This is a genomic window from Pandoraea sp. PE-S2T-3, assembly GCF_002179965.1.
Lineage (GTDB): Bacteria > Pseudomonadota > Gammaproteobacteria > Burkholderiales > Burkholderiaceae > Pandoraea.
In genome coordinates this window covers 182077-197824 of sequence record NZ_NGUQ01000007.1, presented here as the reverse complement: position 1 = coordinate 197824, position 15748 = coordinate 182077, and the positions used below count along the sequence as shown (strand labels likewise).

At 62.8% G+C, this 15748-nt stretch carries 15 protein-coding genes and 1 riboswitch; of the genes, 12 read left to right on the top strand and 3 right to left on the bottom strand.

The features are described from left to right. Nucleotides 1-3: 3 nt before the first annotated feature. The 4 genes from slmA to CDV46_RS02965 all read left to right on the top strand — a co-directional run bounded on the left by slmA (nt 4) and on the right by CDV46_RS02965 (nt 4357). Nucleotides 4-660: a nucleoid occlusion factor SlmA gene (slmA, locus tag CDV46_RS02980; protein WP_058376852.1), complete on the top strand. Its 657-nt coding sequence runs from the start codon at nt 4-6 to the stop codon at nt 658-660. A 408-nt stretch (nt 661-1068) separates the two neighbouring features. Then, the gene (metX, locus tag CDV46_RS02975; RefSeq protein WP_087721755.1) at nt 1069-2259 is read left to right on the top strand and encodes a homoserine O-succinyltransferase MetX; all 1191 of its coding nucleotides are present in this window, start codon (nt 1069-1071) and stop codon (nt 2257-2259) included. Beyond that, a complete protein-coding gene (gene metW / locus CDV46_RS02970) occupies nt 2256-2930 on the top strand; it encodes a methionine biosynthesis protein MetW (RefSeq protein ID WP_246185476.1) in 675 nt (224 codons plus the stop codon). Before metX ends, metW begins: the two co-directional genes overlap by 4 nt. 125 nt (nt 2931-3055) lie before the next feature. Next, entirely contained in the window at nt 3056-4357 is a 1302-nt protein-coding gene (locus tag CDV46_RS02965; protein ID WP_087721754.1) for an AmpG family muropeptide MFS transporter, read from the top strand. On the opposite strand, the gene CDV46_RS02960 is transcribed toward CDV46_RS02965, so the two are convergent. The 3 genes from CDV46_RS02960 to CDV46_RS02950 all read right to left on the bottom strand — a co-directional run bounded on the left by CDV46_RS02960 (nt 4342) and on the right by CDV46_RS02950 (nt 6951). Next, complete coding sequence (locus CDV46_RS02960; protein WP_087690299.1) at nt 4342-5079, bottom strand: hypothetical protein; 738 nt, start codon at nt 5077-5079, stop codon at nt 4342-4344. The two genes, CDV46_RS02965 and CDV46_RS02960, sit on opposite strands and share 16 nt — an antisense overlap. Before the next feature lie 11 nt (nt 5080-5090). Beyond that, entirely contained in the window at nt 5091-5864 is a 774-nt protein-coding gene (locus CDV46_RS02955) for an exodeoxyribonuclease III (protein WP_087690298.1), read from the bottom strand. A gap of 124 nt (nt 5865-5988) precedes the next feature. Then, nucleotides 5989-6951, bottom strand: coding sequence for a LysR family transcriptional regulator (locus tag CDV46_RS02950; RefSeq protein ID WP_058376857.1), 963 nt, complete (start codon nt 6949-6951; stop codon nt 5989-5991). A 198-nt stretch (nt 6952-7149) separates the two neighbouring features. Between CDV46_RS02950 and CDV46_RS02945 the strand changes: the two genes are divergently transcribed. The 8 genes from CDV46_RS02945 to CDV46_RS02910 all read left to right on the top strand — a co-directional run bounded on the left by CDV46_RS02945 (nt 7150) and on the right by CDV46_RS02910 (nt 15741). Then, a complete protein-coding gene (locus CDV46_RS02945; protein ID WP_087690296.1) occupies nt 7150-7608 on the top strand; it encodes a CidA/LrgA family protein in 459 nt (152 codons plus the stop codon). A gap of 123 nt (nt 7609-7731) precedes the next feature. Continuing rightward, nucleotides 7732-8415, top strand: a complete 684-nt coding sequence (locus CDV46_RS02940) for an LrgB family protein (protein ID WP_058376859.1) — start codon at nt 7732-7734, stop codon at nt 8413-8415. A gap of 123 nt (nt 8416-8538) precedes the next feature. Continuing rightward, nucleotides 8539-8666, top strand: a riboswitch (S-adenosyl-L-homocysteine riboswitch). Between the two features lie 32 nt (nt 8667-8698). Then, the gene (ahcY, locus tag CDV46_RS02935; protein WP_087721752.1) at nt 8699-10114 is read left to right on the top strand and encodes an adenosylhomocysteinase; all 1416 of its coding nucleotides are present in this window, start codon (nt 8699-8701) and stop codon (nt 10112-10114) included. A gap of 163 nt (nt 10115-10277) precedes the next feature. Further along, nucleotides 10278-10637 carry a phage holin family protein gene (locus CDV46_RS02930; RefSeq protein WP_058376861.1) on the top strand — a complete coding sequence of 120 codons (360 nt, stop codon included), beginning with the start codon at nt 10278-10280 and terminating at the stop codon, nt 10635-10637. A 63-nt stretch (nt 10638-10700) separates the two neighbouring features. Then, nucleotides 10701-11558, top strand: coding sequence for a TlyA family RNA methyltransferase (locus tag CDV46_RS02925; RefSeq protein WP_087721751.1), 858 nt, complete (start codon nt 10701-10703; stop codon nt 11556-11558). A 37-nt stretch (nt 11559-11595) separates the two neighbouring features. After that, complete coding sequence (gene metF / locus CDV46_RS02920; RefSeq protein ID WP_087690290.1) at nt 11596-12426, top strand: methylenetetrahydrofolate reductase [NAD(P)H]; 831 nt, start codon at nt 11596-11598, stop codon at nt 12424-12426. A gap of 442 nt (nt 12427-12868) precedes the next feature. Further along, on the top strand, nt 12869-14509 hold the full coding sequence (locus CDV46_RS02915) for an ABC transporter substrate-binding protein (protein ID WP_058376864.1): 1641 nt from the start codon (nt 12869-12871) through the stop codon (nt 14507-14509). A gap of 227 nt (nt 14510-14736) precedes the next feature. Beyond that, nucleotides 14737-15741 carry an ABC transporter permease subunit gene (locus CDV46_RS02910; RefSeq protein ID WP_087721750.1) on the top strand — a complete coding sequence of 335 codons (1005 nt, stop codon included), beginning with the start codon at nt 14737-14739 and terminating at the stop codon, nt 15739-15741. Nucleotides 15742-15748: the final 7 nt, after the last annotated feature.

The following is a 15748-nucleotide window of genomic DNA, read 5'->3' as shown; positions in this document are numbered from 1 at the left end:
ACGATGCAGCAGGAAAACTCTTCGAGCGGGGCCGGTTACGGCACCGCCGATGCGCTGGAGGCCGCCCCCGCGCCGGTGAAGACCACTCGCCCCAAACCGGGCGAGCGCCGTGTGCAGGTTCTGCAAACCCTCGCGGCCATGCTCGAGACGCCCAAGGGCGAGAAGATCACCACGGCCGCGCTCGCCGCGCGCCTGGATGTCTCGGAAGCGGCGCTCTATCGCCACTTCGCGAGCAAGGCGCAGATGTTCGAAGGGCTCATCGAGTTCATCGAACAGACCATTTTTGGTCTGATCAATCAGATCTCCGCACAGGATCAGGACGGCGTGACGCAAGCGCGCGCCATCGTGCTGATGCTGCTCGGTTTCGCCGAGAAGAACCCGGGCATGACCCGCGTGCTCACGGGCGAAGCGCTGGTGGGCGAGCATGAGCGTCTGCAAGAGCGCATGAACCAACTGCTCGACCGCATCGAGGCGTCGCTGCGCCAGGTGCTGCGTCTGGCGTCCGCACAGGGCACGCTGCCGGAAACGTTCGATGCGAACTCGCGAGCCAACCTGCTGGTGTCTTACGTGCTGGGCCGCTGGCACCGTTTCGCCAAGAGCGGCTTCAAGCGCACGCCGACCGAAGGCGCCGACCCGCAAGTGACGGCGCTGCTGCGCTAAGCGGTATCCGTGGGCGAACGACACCGTTCGCCCATGCGTTTGCCCATGTGAGCGCTGCCGCTCCCTGACGTTCGTCCTCATGTATGGGGCATGTATGTGTCGGGCGTGTCCGGCGGTGCTCAGCGTCGATTACGCAGATTACGTTATACTTTTGCAACTCGTGATGAGCCGCTGCCATGCAGACGGTATTGTTACGATGACTGGCGCGCCGATTTGGTGACTCGATTGCGGGCGCGCGAGTGGCTTTGACAGGGGGATGCTCCGTCGACGGCACTCAATACAAATGCGGCTAAAGAGGTCGTTCGCGCACCCCGCCCGTTTTTCGTCGACCTTTTTCCCCGCAAAGAACGCCTAAGAAACGCTGCCGTTGTTACGGACAGCGCGACCGGCATGTTTCGGACAGGAAATATGGAATCGTCAATCGGAATCGTCACGCCACAGCGGATGCATTTTGCGCAGCCGCTGGCACTGCAAAACGGCAGCACCCTCGCGGGCTACGACCTGATGGTCGAGACCTACGGCGAGTTGAATGCCGATCGCAGCAACGCCGTGCTGGTGTGCCACGCGCTCAACGCGTCGCATCACGTCGCGGGCATCGCCGCCGATAACCCCAAGGACATCGGCTGGTGGGACAACATGGTCGGGCCCGGCAAGCCGCTCGACACCAATCGCTTCTTCGTCATCGGGGTGAACAACCTCGGCTCGTGCTTCGGCTCGACCGGGCCGATGAGTCTCGATGAAGCCACGGGCACGCCCTACGGCGCCCGCTTCCCTGTAGTGACGGTCGAAGACTGGGTCAACGCGCAGGCGCGTGTGGCCGACGTGTTCGGCATCCGGAAATTCGCAGCCGTGATGGGCGGCAGCCTCGGCGGCATGCAGGCGCTGGCGTGGAGCATCATGTATCCCGATCGCGTCGGGCACTGTCTGGTGATTGCGTCCACCCCGAAGCTCTCGGCGCAGAACATCGCTTTCAACGAAGTGGCCCGCTCGGCCATTCTCTCCGACCCTGATTTCCACGGCGGTGACTACTACGCGCACGGTGTCGTGCCGCGCCGGGGCCTGCGCGTGGCGCGCATGATCGGCCACATCACCTATTTGTCCGACGAAGACATGGCGACCAAGTTCGGCCGTGCGCTGCGTCGCGCCGAGGTGCTGGTCGATGGCGTGAAGGGGGGCGAAGGCGGCGCTGCGGCACAGGACGACAGCTATCGCTTCAGCTTCGATGTGGAGTTCGAGGTGGAGTCGTACCTGCGCTATCAGGGCGACAAGTTCGCCGAGTACTTCGACGCCAACACCTATCTGTTGATCACGCGTGCGCTCGATTATTTCGACCCGGCACGCACGGTCGGCGGCGACCTCTCGCGTGCGCTCGCCCACACCACGGCCAAGTATCTGATCGTGTCGTTTGCGACCGACTGGCGCTTCGCGCCGACCCGCTCGCGTGAAATCGTCAAGGCGCTGCTCGATACGCGCCGCACCGTGAGCTACGCCGAAATCGACGCGCCGCACGGCCACGACGCATTCCTGCTGACCGATCCGCGCTATCACAATCTGGTGCGCGCTTATTACGAACGTATCGCCGAGGAGGTGGGGGTATGAGCCAGTCCACGGAACCGTCCAAGACGCCCACGACCAGTGCGCAAGCCGCGCGTCTCGCGGCATCGGGCAATCAGATTACGGCATCGCTCGCCGACCGCGCCGACTTCCGCGTGATCGCACGCTGGATCGAGCCGGGCTCGCAGGTGCTCGATCTCGGATGCAGCGACGGCTCGCTGCTGCGTCTGCTGGTCGATGAACTCGATGTGAGCGGCTACGGCATCGAGATCGACGACGCGGGCGTGCTGGCCTCGTCCAAGCGCGGCATCAACGTCATTCAGCAGAACATGGAAGGCGGGCTCGCGCTGTTCGAAGACAACAGCTTCGACACGGTCATCCTGTCGCAGACGCTGCAAACCATTCACCGCACGGCAGACATTCTGCGCGAGACGGTGCGGGTCGGCCGCGAAGCCATCGTGTCGTTCCCGAATTTCGGCTACTGGCCGCATCGGCTCTCGGTGTTGCAGGGCCGGATGCCGGTCTCGAAGAGTCTGCCGTTCCAGTGGCACAACACGCCGAACGTGCGGGTGCTCACGATCAAGGATTTCGAGGCGCTGGCCCCCGAGGTCGGTGTGGAAATTCTGGATCGCGCGGTGCTGCATAACGGGCGTCTCGTGTCGGTGGGCGCGAACTGGCGTGGTAGTCTTGCGGTCTATCGCGTCAAGCGTTCCTGAACCGACGGTTGCGGCGGCGGGGCGGCGCGCCGGGCGCTCCTGATTCGACGTCGACAACGATCGACGCACGGGAGCGAGGGGCGGAGGCCGTTCGTCGCGCGCAGCCGGCCCCAATTGTCCTGTCCATGACCGATTCGATGCCGCCCGACGACGGGCGAGTGTTCCACCCCACGCGGATGATCATCTGCGTGATTCTCGGCTTCACCTCCGGCTTGCCGTTGTTCATCCTGCTCAATCTTGTGCAGGCGTGGCTGCGCAGCGAGCAGGTGGACCTCAAGGCGATCGGCCTGTTTGCGCTGATTCAATTCCCCTATACATGGAAGTTTCTGTGGGCGCCGCTCATGGATCGCTTCGCGCCGAATCTGTTCGGGTGGAAGCCCGGGCGCCGGCGCGGCTGGATGTTTGTCACGCAGTTGCTGGTGGCCGGGGCCGTGGCGCTGATGGGGACGTACTCGCCGCAACGCGATCTGATGACGATTGCCGCGCTCGCGGCGGCGCTCGCGTTCTTCAGCGCGAGTCTCGACATCTGTCTGGATGCCTACCGCCGCGAGTTGCTCTCTGACCGGGAGCAGGGGCTGGGCACGGCGATGCACGTGAACGCGTACAAGGTAGCCGGGCTGGTGCCCGGGTCGCTCGCGCTGATCATGGCCGATCATCTGCCGTGGTCGCAGGTGTTCTTCGTGACGGCGGCGTTCATGCTGCCGGGGCTGGTGATGACGCTGGTCGTCAAGGAGCCGGCGATTCGCGGCACGCCGCCCAAGACGTTGCGCGAAGCCGTGGTCGAGCCGTTCCATGAGTTCGTGACGCGCGGTGGCTGGACGAAAGCGCTGCTGGTGCTCGCGTTCATCTTTCTGTACAAGCTGGGCGATTCGATGGCGACGTCGCTGGCGACGTCGTTCTATCTGGATTTGGGTTTCACCAAGACGCAGATTGGCGTGGTCGCGAAGGCCACGAGCCTGTGGGCGAGTGTGGCAGGCGGGATCATCGGTGGTATCTGGCTGATCAAGCTGGGCATCAATCGCGGGCTGTGGGTGTTCGGCGTGCTGCAACTGGTGTCGGTGCTCGGCTTTGCGTGGCTGGCAGAAGCCGGTGCCGTCGTGGCGGGACTCGGCGCGGTGATCGCGTTCGAGGCGTTCACGGCGGGGCTGGGGACGGCGGCATTTACGGCGTACATCGCCCGCACGACGGACCCGCGCTATACCGCGACGCAATTCGCCCTGTTCACCAGTCTCGCCTCCGTGCCGCGCACGTTCGCGAACGCGGGCACGGGGTACATCGTGGATGGGGTGGGCTGGCTGACGTTCTTCCTGATCTGCACCGTGCTGGCGGTACCCGGCATGTTGCTGCTGCCGAAGGTCGCGCCTTGGGGCGCAGACGATGCCGACGATGCAGACGATGAGGGCAGCGTCGCTCAGACGCCGCGATAGGTTACCTTCTGGCGCTTGACCACTTGTGTGGCGAAGTCCGCATCGGGCGGGATCGGCTCCCAGAAAAAGTCGCGCTGGAAGATCGGCAGGAAGTTGAATTTACGCGACCGGAAGATGCCCCGGTTGCGCTTGAATTCACTATACCGATCGCCCGTGAACTGCCGGTTCACCGAGGTGAAGGGCAGCAGACGCTCCGCGATGTCCGGGAAATCGAACTTCGGATATTCCTTCGCGAGTGTCTCCAGCACGTCGAACTGATCCCGGCCGATGACCTGAATGGCGGTCTCCGGCATGGCGTAGCGCTGCGCCCACATGACGTGCCAGCCCGACTGGGTGTCATTGATGAAGTCGACGATCTGCTGGCTCAGCGTGTAGGCGTCGGATTCGATGTGAACGATCTTGTCGGCGCCCATGGCGCGCGCGAGCGTCACCGAGTGCAGGAAGCTGCGCCACCATCCGGGGTAGAGGCTCATGCTCTGGCGCCCCAGATTGTTCTCGAAGCGAACGATGGCGTGCACGTCGTCATGTGCCGAGAGATCGCTCCCGGCCGCTACCGTACGGACGAACTCGGCCGGCGGGAGATACGGCGAGCCGTCGTCGATCATCACCATCTTGTCGGCGTGGATCGGTCCGTTCCGGTAGAAGTCGAGCCAGCGTTGATACCGTTGCTGCCAAGCCTCGGCATCCTTCATGTAGCAAGTGCAAAACAACAGGGTCTTCATCGGGCGATCCGTTACAGCGCGTGATCGTAGTCAATGATCAGCGGTGCGTGATCGCTGAACTTGATGTCGCGGAAGACGGATGTGGTTTTGGCTTTGCCGGCGATACCCGGCGTGGCGATCTGGTAGTCGATGCGCCACCCGACGTTCTTCGCATACGCCTGCCCGCGGTTGCTCCACCACGTGTATTGCTCCGCGCGCTGATCCAGCGTGCGGAAGACATCCACATAGCCGTGGTCGTCGAACAACTGCGTGAGCCACGCGCGCTCTTCCGGCAGGAAACCCGAGTTCTTCAGATTGCCCTTCCAGTTCTTGATGTCGATTTCCTTGTGCGCGATGTTCACGTCGCCGCACAACACGACTTCGCGTCCGGCGGCTTTCAACGCCAGCAAGTGCGGCATGAAGTCGGCCATGAAGCGGAACTTGGCCGCCTGCCGTTCTTCACCGCTGGAACCCGACGGGATGTACACCGAGATCACCGACAGGTTGCCGTAGCGCACTTCGACATAACGCCCTTCGGCGTCGAACTCTTGCTGACCCCAGCCGATCACGATGTCGTCGGGCTCGCGGCGCACGTACACGCCCGCACCGCTGTAACCCTTCTTCTCGGCGTAGTGGAAGTAGCCCTGATAGTCGTGCGGCTTGAGAAAGTCCGGCGTCATGTCCGGCAACTGCGCCTTGATTTCCTGCACACACAGGATGTCGGCGTCCTGATTGCCGAACCACTCGAAGAAGCCTTTCTTGGAGGCCGATCGCACGCCGTTCAGATTCGCAGTGATGATGCGCATAGGTGTCGATGTGCCGCGCTCGTCGCGCGGCCGGGGGGAAGAATTTGTAAGCGGCAAGGATACCGCAATCGTTTGAAGGCGGGCGGCGTTGGCCCGCATGTCGATGTGTCGGTTGGTCAGTCTGTCAGCGCGCAGGCTGGCGCCGTGTGGCGCCCGCAATCGCCGCTTGTGCGGCCTTGACGTCGCCGTCGCCGCCGGGGCCGAGGATGTCGCGCGCCAGTGCGAGCCACCGTCGCGCCGCGTGCGAGAGATAAGAATCGCGTCGCCATGCCATCGCGAGATCCCATGGAATTTCCGGATCGCGAATGTCCGCAATCACGAAGCGCTTCGGATCGAGCCGCGCGCAGAACGGCTCGGGCAGCAAGGCAATGCCGACGCCGTTATCGACCATCGACGCAATGAAGTCCCACTGGCTTGAGCGTCCGGCAATCTTCGGCGTGAAGCCCGCCCGCCGGCACGCCGCAATCACGAATTCCGACAGCGCGAAGCCTTCGCCATAAAACACGAACGGCTCGTCGCGAAGCTCGCCCAGCCCGACCGACGCGCGGCCTTCCCACGACGACTCGCGCGGTGCGATCAAGCGCAACTGGTAATGGCACACCGGGAGCACGTCGAGAATCGCCGGGTCGATCGGCAGCAACACGGCACCCAGTTCGATGTCGCCCGCCAGCAGTGCCTGCTCGATGGCCCGGGAGCCGGTCTCGAACAGCTTCATCTCGATATCCGGATAGTGCTGGTGAAACGCCCCGATCACCGGGATGAACAGATCGCCGCCCAATGGCGGAATGCCGATCGACAGTTCACCGCGCGCGACCGACTCCAGATCCGACAACTCCTGTTGCAAACGGGCGTAGGCGGCGAGCACATCCTGACCGCGCTCGAAGACCACCCGGCCGGCATCGGTGAGTTGCAGCCGGCGGCCCATGCCGCGCTCTTCTCGCAACATGAGCGGCGTGCCGAGCTCGTCTTCGAGCGCCTTGACCATTTTGCTCACCGTTGGCTGCGTGACAAAGAGCGCTTCGGCCGCCGCCGTGAAGCTCTGCTGTCGCACAACTTCCACAAATCCTCGCAAGGCACGCAGTTCCATTTCGGGGCTCCCGATTGCACCGTTTTGGTGCTAAAAGCCGGAAAGCCCCGCCAGATAAGGCTTTCTCATGCACTATTAGGGTTAATACTTAAATTATTCCAATTTGGAATCGATTTGATAATTGTAATTCATTATATTTATGTTGCAGCGCTTCCTATACTGCACTCCATGTTGATGCAAAACCCCAGGGAGAGTGCCATGACCAAGATGATCGCCAGCCGTCTGTATAGCCGCAGCAAGCGCGCCGTGGACGTGGTGTGGCAGATCGCCCTGCTCACCGGCATTTATCTGGTGGCGGATGCTGCGTCGCGTCATTTTCATTTGCCCCTGCCGGGTGGTGTGCTCGGCTTGTTCGCCGTGGTCGGTCTGCTCATGAGCGGCGTGCTCAAGGCCGACAAGATCAAGCGCGGCGCCGACTGGTTTCTGGCCGAGATGATTCTGTTCTTCGTGCCGATGGTCGCCGCCGTCATGCAATACACCGATCTGCTGCGCCACGAAGGCCTGCAATTGCTCGCCGTGATTGGCGTGGGCACCGTGCTTGTGATGGTCTCGACGGCACTGGCCGTGGATCTTGCCTGCCGCGCCGAGCGCCGCATGAAGGCCGCCTTCGTGCGACTGCCGGCACGCCGCGCCTTACACGCTCACGACGTTCGCTGATCGTTGATCGTTGCTAATCGTCGCTGATGGCGCCTGACGGCTCGCTCGCTTCACTTCGATAGTGGCAGCGGGCGCCGCGGATGGCGCCACAACCCCAGCCTTAACCTCTCGCCGGATACTGTCATGAATCATACGGCGCTGCTTCTGCTCGCTCTTACGGTTGTCTTCTATTACGTGTCGAAGCGTCTTTACGCGCGCTTCGGCAAGGTGTGGCTCGGCCCGGCCATTCTCGCGCCGGTGCTGCTCATCGCCGTGATGGTCGGCGGCGACATCTCGTACACCACCTACATCTCGGATTCGCGCTGGCTCGTCTGGCTGCTCGGCCCCACGACCATCGCGTTTGCCGTGCCGATCTATGAACACCGCGACATCATTCGCCGTCACGCGTTTGCGCTCACCGTGGGCGTGCTCGTCGCGATGATCGTGGCGGTGGGCAGTTCTTTCGTGCTGGCACGTCTGTTTGAGTTGCCGCCGGAAATGGCGCGCAGTCTGCTCGCCCGGTCGATCTCGACGCCGTTTGCGCTCGTGGTCTCCGACAAGGTCGGCGGCTCGCGCGATCTGGTGGGGTTGTTCGTGATCGTCACCGGCTTTATCGGCATGCTGCTCGGCGAGGCGCTCCTGTCGTGGCTGCCGTTGCGTACCCGCATGGCGCGTGGCGCACCGTTTGGCGCTGGGGCTCACGGGTTCGGCACGGCCAAGGCGCGCCAGATCGGCAGCGAAGAGGGCGTGGTCGCGAGCCTTGTGATGATGATCAACGGCATCGTGATGGTGTTTGCCGCGCCGCTGCTCACGCACTTGCCGATCTGATGATGGGAAGGTGCACCCCGTGCACCTTCTTCGCCGTTCCTCCTGCCGTTGCTCCCCCAAAAAATAACCCTTCGAACGTCGCCCCTGACCCGACGCGCCGCATGAGTTTTGCTACAATGCGCCAGTCTTGAGGAGCGTTGCGACAGCGGATACCGCTGCCAGGCTCAAGATCCTTCCCATTGGCCCCCGCCGGCCCCCGGTTTCCCCCGGATAGTTCGGCGCGTAAGCCCCAAGAACGGCGCTCACGTCCCAACTATCTAGACATTTAGAGAAAGGAGGCGTGATGAACGCCGTAGTCGATTCGAAATTCACCGATTTCCACGTAGCTGATATCAAGCTGGCCGATTGGGGCCGCAAGGAACTGCGCATCGCCGAGAGCGAAATGCCGGGTCTGATGGCCACGCGTGAAGAGTTCAAGGCCACCCAGCCGCTCAAGGGCGCCCGCATTGCCGGCTCGCTCCACATGACGATCCAGACGGGCGTGCTCATCGAGACGCTGACCGCGCTGGGCGCCGAAGTGCGCTGGGCCTCGTGCAACATTTTCTCGACGCAAGATCACGCCGCTGCGGCCATCGCTGCCGCCGGTATCCCCGTGTTCGCGTTCAAGGGCGAATCGCTCGACGAATACTGGGAATACAGCCACCGCATCTTCGAATGGCCGAACGGCGAGTTCGCCAACATGATTCTCGATGACGGCGGCGACGCCACGCTGCTGCTGATTCTGGGCAGCAAGGCCGAGAAGGACCTCTCGGTCGTCGCCAACCCGACCAACGAAGAAGAAGTGGCCCTGTACGCGGCGATCAAGCGTCACATCGCCCTCGATCCGCAGTGGTACAGCAAGCGCCTGTCGAAAATCCAAGGCGTGACCGAAGAGACCACCACGGGCGTGCACCGTCTGTATCAGATGGAAAAGGACGGCACGCTGCCGTTCCCGGCCATCAACGTCAACGACTCGGTGACCAAGTCGAAGTTCGACAATCTGTACGGCTGCCGCGAGTCGCTCGTCGACGGTATCAAGCGCGCGACCGACGTGATGATCGCCGGCAAGATCGCACTCGTGGCCGGCTACGGCGACGTGGGCAAGGGCTGCGCACAAAGCCTGCGTGGTCTGGGCGCGACGGTGTGGGTCACCGAAATCGACCCGATCTGCGCACTGCAAGCCGCGATGGAAGGCTACCGCGTCGTGACGATGGAATATGCCGCCGACAAGGCCGACATCTTCGTGACCGCCACGGGCAACTTCCACGTGATCGATCACGACCACATGGCTGCGATGAAGAATCAGGCGATCGTGTGCAACATCGGTCACTTCGACTCGGAAATCAACGTCGCGTCGACCCGCAAGTACGAGTGGGAAAACATCAAGCCGCAAGTCGACCACATCATCTTCCCGGACGGCAAGCGCATCATCCTGCTGGCCGAAGGCCGCCTCGTGAACCTGGGCTGCGCCACGGGTCACCCGTCGTTCGTGATGAGCAACTCGTTCACCAACCAGACGCTTGCGCAGATTGAATTGTTCGTGGACGGCGCCAAGTACAAGAACAGCGTGTACGTGCTGCCGAAGCATCTGGACGAGAAGGTCGCGCGTCTGCACCTGGGCCGTATCGGTGCCGAACTGACCGTGCTGAGCGACGATCAGGCGAAGTACATCAGCGTCGACAAGAACGGTCCGTTCAAGCCGTCGCACTACCGTTATTAAGTTGCACGATCAGGCCGGCCTGTCAGGCCGGCCCATTGGGTCGCGCTATTAAGTAACGGGCAGTACCCACGCGGCTGCGCCACACGCGCAGCCGCGTACGAATTCTTGTAACTGCCGGTGTTGACGTCGACGTCTCGCACCGGCTTGTCCTTCGGAGCTTGCCATGCGTCTGCTGCTGATTTGGCTCATCAATGCCATCGCACTTCTCGTTTTGCCGCACATCATCTCGGGCGTTCAGCTCAAGGGCATCGGTACGGCGCTGATCGTTGCGGTCGTGCTCGGCCTGATCAACGCATTCCTGCGTCCGCTGCTCGTGGTGCTTACGCTGCCGGTCACGGTCGTCACGCTCGGATTGTTCATCTTCGTGATCAATGCGTTGCTGTTCTGGCTGGCCGCCAACGTGGTCAAGGGGTTCGAAGTCTCGGGCTTCTGGGCGGCGCTCTTCGGCTCGCTGTTGTACAGCCTGATCTCGTGGATTCTGTCGGCGCTGGTGTTCGGCGGCGATCGCGCGACTAACGTTTAATCCACCGTTCAACCGGCACGCTGCCGCCAGCGTGCCTGCTTTTCTCCGCAGGAATTTGTTGTCATGTCGCCATCCCTTCGTGTCGATCAGGCACTCGTGTCGCGAGGCCTCGCGTCTTCGCGGACTGTCGCGCAGCGTTTGATCGATGCGGGGCGGGTGTACGTCGCCGACACCGACACCGTCCTCAAGAAAGCCAGCCAGCTCGTGGCGAGCGATGAAGTGCTCGAAGTGCGTGCCGCCGTCGATGGGTTGCCGGGCGAGGATCGCTACGTTTCTCGCGGCGGCCTCAAGCTCGAAGGCGCGCTTGCGGCTGCCGGGCTGGGGGCGGATGTGCTGGCAGGGCGCACGGCGCTCGACGTCGGACTGTCGACCGGTGGCTTTGCCGACTGCCTCTTGCAGAAGGGTGTGGCGCAGGTCGTCGGTGTGGATGTCGGCCATGGGCAACTGCATGGCCGGTTGGTGACGGAGCCGCGACTGATCTCGCTGGAAGGGATCAACGCGCGGCACCTGACGCGTGAAATGCTGGATGAGCAGTTGGCGCAGTGGAAGTCGTCTGCGGCGAGCGAGGGCGCGGCTGCGTCGGCGCCCGCACCGACGACCCCCGAGGCGGGCTTCGACGTGATCGTGGGCGACGTGTCGTTCATCTCGCTCACGCTGGTGCTGCCGGCGCTTGCGCCGCTGCTGGCACCGGGCGGCAACTTGCTGATGCTGGTCAAGCCGCAGTTTGAAGTGGGACGCGAGAACATCGGGCGCGGCGGCCTCGTGCGCGACCCCGCGCAATACGCGCAGGTGGAGACAAAGATCCGCACCGCCTGCGAATCGCTCGGCCTCACGGTGGCCGGCTGGTTCGACAGCCCGATTACGGGCGGTGACGGTAACCGGGAGTTTTTCGTACACGCCACGCATGCCAAGGCGGCATGAGTGCCCTGCGAGCGACTCTCTCGATAATCAGAAGATCATGACGCAACCCTCTTTCAGCTTCGAATTCTTCCCGCCCAAGACCGCCGAAGGCGCGGAGAAGCTGCGCGCGACGCGCCAGCAACTGTTTCCGCTCGGTCCGAAATTCGTCTCGGTGACGTTCGGTGCCGGCGGTTCGACCCAGCAGGGTACGATCGATACGGTGGTGGAAATCCAACGCGAAGGCGTCGAAGCGGCACCGCACTTGTCGTGCGTGGGGTCGACCAAAGACAACATCCGCGACATCTTGCAGACGTACCGCAGTCACGGCATCCGTCACATCGTGGCGCTGCGCGGGGATCTGCCGTCGGGCATGGGCGAAATCGGTGAATTTCGTTACGCGTCGGAGCTGGTCGAATTCATTCGCGCGGAGACGGGCGACTGGTTCCACATCGAAGTGGCGGCCTACCCCGAGTACCACCCGCAGGCGAAGTCGCCGCGTCTGGACCTCGAACACTTCGCCAACAAGGTGAAGGCCGGGGCCAATGCCGCGATCACGCAGTATTTCTTCAATGCGGACGCCTACTTCCGCTTTGTCGACGATGCCGCGCGCCTTGGCGTGAACGTGCCGATCGTGCCGGGCATCATGCCGATCACGAACTACTCGCAGATGATGCGGTTCTCGGAAATGTGCGGGGCAGAAGTGCCGCGCTGGATCGCCAAGCGCCTCGAAGGCTTCGGCGACGACCGCGAGTCGATTCGCGCGTTCGGCCTCGACGTGGTGACCGCACTGTGTGAGCGCCTGCTCGCCGACGGCGCCCCGGGGTTGCATTTCTATACGCTCAACGCGGCAGCCGCCACCAAGGCGATGTGGCAGCGGCTGGGTCTGTAAGCCCGGCTGACTTCCAGCAATCGCAAACGGCGTCAATGTCGGTGCGCCCCATGACAGGGCGCATCGATCGTCTTCAGGTCTCACGGCCGCGCGCCGCGCACTCGCCGGGCCTTGCCCCTTGCCCCCTCGGCACTTCAGACACTTCCCATACGCGCTACGGCTTTCAAATCGTGGCCGCCTTCGCTCCCCGCGCCGGTGCAGCGCTGCACCTTCGCGCGTCATCGCTGGCTGGGCGGCGATTGCGCCGATCAGGCACCTGAATGTCAATCCTAATCAAAATTAAGTGATTTCCTAATTGAAAACGCTGCAAATCGGCGAATTGCTAGGGATTTGGCGTGTTGTGACGCGAGGTAACCTTCAGTAATATTCCCGGGTGCTCGGCGGCGACCCCTAACCGGACGACCTGATCCTGAGCCTCGAAAAATATCATTCCGAGGAGCCTATGAAACGAACCCACACCCTGCGTTTGCTTTTGGCTGCGACTCTGCTTGCCGGCGCGACCGCGATCCAGTCCGCCGCAGCAGTCGAGCTCCCGAACAAGACCCTTGTCTACTGCTCTGAGGGCAGCCCGGCCGGCTTCGATCCGGGGCAACTGACCACCGGCACGGACTTCGATCCCGCCGACGCCATCTACAACCGTCTGATCGCCTTCGTGCCGGGCGAAACCGGGGTGATGCCGTCGCTCGCCGAGAAGTGGGACATTTCGCCGGACAACAAGGTCTACACCTTCCATCTGCGAAAAGGCGTCAAGTTCCACACCACCGAATACTTCACGCCCACGCGGGACTTCAATGCCGAAGACGTGAAGTTCACGTTCGAGCGCATGGGCGATCGCGAGATGCCCTTCCGCAAGGCCTATCCGGCTGAATTCCCGTATTTCGTCGATATGGGACTCCAGAAGGATATCGACCGTATCGAGATCGTCGATCCGTACACCGTGCGCTTCGTGCTGAAGCAGGTCGACGCACCGTTCATCCAGAATCTGGCCATGTCGTTCGCGTCGATCCTCTCGAAGGAATACGCGGACAAGCTGCTCGCCGCGAACAATTCCCGCGACATCGCGCTCAAGCCGGTCGGCACCGGGCCGTTCATCTTCCGCAGCTACACGAAGGACGCCACGCTGCGTCTGGATGGCAACAAGGACTACTGGAATACGAATCTGCCGCCGAAGGTGGGCAAGCTGATCTTCGCGATCACCACCGACGCCAACGTCCGTATCCAGAAGCTCAAGCGCAACGAATGCCAGGTCGCAACGTACCCGCGCCCGGCGGACGTCGATTCGCTCAAGGCCGATATCTCGGCACAGGGCAAGGCGTCGAAGCTGAAGATGCCGGATCAGGTGGGTTTCAACCTCGGCTATGTGGCGTACAACGTGCAGAAGAAGCCGCTCGACCGCGTGGAAGTGCGTCAGGCACTCGACATGGCGATCAACAAGCAGGCGATTCTCCAGTCCGTCTACGGCTCGGCCGGACAGTTGTCGAACGGCGCGCCGATGCCGCCGACGCAATGGTCCTACGACAAGAACATCAAGCCGTCCGGCTACGATCCCGAGAAAGCCAAGGCGTTGCTCGACAAGGCAGGCGTGAAGGGTATCGAAATCACGCTGTGGGCGATGCCGGTGCAGCGTCCGTACAACCCGAACGGCAAGCTCATGGCGGAAATGATTCAGGCCGACTGGGCGAAGATCGGCGTGAAGGCGAACATCGTCACGTACGAGTGGGGTGAGTACATCAAGCGCGCGAAGGCTGGCGAGCACGATGCGCTGTTGATTGGCTGGACCGGCGACAACGGCGATCCGGACAACTGGCTCGGCGTGCTGCTCGGTTGCGACTCGATGAACGGCAACAACTTCTCGAAGTGGTGCTACAAGCCGTTCGACGACCTCATCAAGCAGGCGCGTCAGACCACGGACGTTGCAGCGCGTACGAAGCTGTACACGCAGGCGCAGGAAATCTTCGCGCAGCAACTGCCGTTCTCGCCGATCGCGCACTCCACGCAGTACAAGCCGATGGCGACGAACGTGAAGGGCTTCAAGCTCAGCCCGTTCAGCCGTAACAGTTTTGCTGGCGTATCTCTCGACTGATGCTCGACTGATACTCGACTGATCGAGTTTCGCCACCCGGCAATGGCTCGGCAACGGCCTTTGCCGGGAACAAGCAATAGATTGGTATCAAGCGGGCAGACCCGGCCGCCGCGCCGGATCTGCCCGCCGCACCAAGACAAACGGTCGTTCACGACTGAATAACGCGGCACAGCGCCACCCGTCCTGCCGCCGGGGGCGGGCGGTGCGCAAGCCCACGGAACCCTCATATGCTGAGATTCGTCCTGCGACGACTGGGCATGGTGATCCCGACCTTCATCGGCATCACCGTCCTGGCGTTCGCGCTGATCCACCTCATTCCCGGCGATCCGATCGAAGTGCTCGTGGGCGAGCGAAACCTCGACCCCGTCATGCACGCCGAAGCCATGAAACGGCTCGGGCTCGATCAACCGCTCACCACCCAATACTTCGTCTACCTGAAGCACGCCGCACAAGGCGACCTCGGGCGCTCCATCGTGACCAACGAGGGCGTGCTGCACGAGTTCTTCTCGCGCTTCCCCGCCACGCTCGAACTGGCCACTTGCGCGATGCTCTTCGCGCTGATCATCGGTCTGCCTGCCGGTGTCGCCGCCTCGTTGCGGCGCGGCAAGATGCTCGACCACACCACCATGGGGGCGGCGCTGACCGGCTATTCGATGCCCATCTTCTGGTGGGGGCTGTTGCTGATCATGCTGTTCTCGGTCGATCTGCAATGGACACCCGTGTCAGGGCGCATCGGTGTGGAATACGACGTGCCGTTCGTGACCGGCTTCATGCTCATCGACACGTTGCTCTCGGGCGAACCGGGTGCGTTCTCGTCCGCCGTGAGCCATCTGATTCTGCCGACCATCGTGCTCGGCACCGTGCCGCTGGCGGTGATCGCGCGCATGACGCGCTCGGCCATGCTCGAAGTGCTGCGTGAGGACTACATCCGGACGGCGCGCGCGAAAGGGCTGTCGCCTTGGCGCGTGATCGTCGTGCATGCGCTGCGCAACGCGCTCATTCCGGTGATTACCGTGATCGGGCTGCAAGTCGGCACGCTGCTCGCGGGCGCGGTGCTCACCGAGAACGTGTTCTCGTGGCCCGGCATCGGGAAGTGGCTGATCGACGCCATTTTGCGACGCGACTATCCGGTGGTGCAGGGCGGGATTCTGCTCATCGCGACGGGCGTCATTCTGGTCAACTTGCTGGTCGACGTGCTCTACGGCGTCGTCAATCCGCGCATTCGGCACTGAAGGAGGT

Excerpts from the sequence above, each read along its gene's own strand:
- slmA (WP_058376852.1), top strand. The coding sequence starts at position 4 with ATGCAGCAGGAAAACTCTTCGAGCGGGGCCGGTTACGGCACCGCCGAT.
- metX (WP_087721755.1), top strand. The coding sequence starts at position 1,069 with ATGGAATCGTCAATCGGAATCGTCACGCCACAGCGGATGCATTTTGCG.
- metW (WP_246185476.1), top strand. The coding sequence starts at position 2,256 with ATGAGCCAGTCCACGGAACCGTCCAAGACGCCCACGACCAGTGCGCAA.
- CDV46_RS02965 (WP_087721754.1), top strand. The coding sequence starts at position 3,056 with ATGACCGATTCGATGCCGCCCGACGACGGGCGAGTGTTCCACCCCACG.
- CDV46_RS02960 (WP_087690299.1), bottom strand. The coding sequence starts at position 5,079 with ATGAAGACCCTGTTGTTTTGCACTTGCTACATGAAGGATGCCGAGGCT.
- CDV46_RS02955 (WP_087690298.1), bottom strand. The coding sequence starts at position 5,864 with ATGCGCATCATCACTGCGAATCTGAACGGCGTGCGATCGGCCTCCAAG.
- CDV46_RS02950 (WP_058376857.1), bottom strand. The coding sequence starts at position 6,951 with ATGGAACTGCGTGCCTTGCGAGGATTTGTGGAAGTTGTGCGACAGCAG.
- CDV46_RS02945 (WP_087690296.1), top strand. The coding sequence starts at position 7,150 with ATGACCAAGATGATCGCCAGCCGTCTGTATAGCCGCAGCAAGCGCGCC.
- CDV46_RS02940 (WP_058376859.1), top strand. The coding sequence starts at position 7,732 with ATGAATCATACGGCGCTGCTTCTGCTCGCTCTTACGGTTGTCTTCTAT.
- ahcY (WP_087721752.1), top strand. The coding sequence starts at position 8,699 with ATGAACGCCGTAGTCGATTCGAAATTCACCGATTTCCACGTAGCTGAT.
- CDV46_RS02930 (WP_058376861.1), top strand. The coding sequence starts at position 10,278 with ATGCGTCTGCTGCTGATTTGGCTCATCAATGCCATCGCACTTCTCGTT.
- CDV46_RS02925 (WP_087721751.1), top strand. The coding sequence starts at position 10,701 with ATGTCGCCATCCCTTCGTGTCGATCAGGCACTCGTGTCGCGAGGCCTC.
- metF (WP_087690290.1), top strand. The coding sequence starts at position 11,596 with ATGACGCAACCCTCTTTCAGCTTCGAATTCTTCCCGCCCAAGACCGCC.
- CDV46_RS02915 (WP_058376864.1), top strand. The coding sequence starts at position 12,869 with ATGAAACGAACCCACACCCTGCGTTTGCTTTTGGCTGCGACTCTGCTT.
- CDV46_RS02910 (WP_087721750.1), top strand. The coding sequence starts at position 14,737 with ATGCTGAGATTCGTCCTGCGACGACTGGGCATGGTGATCCCGACCTTC.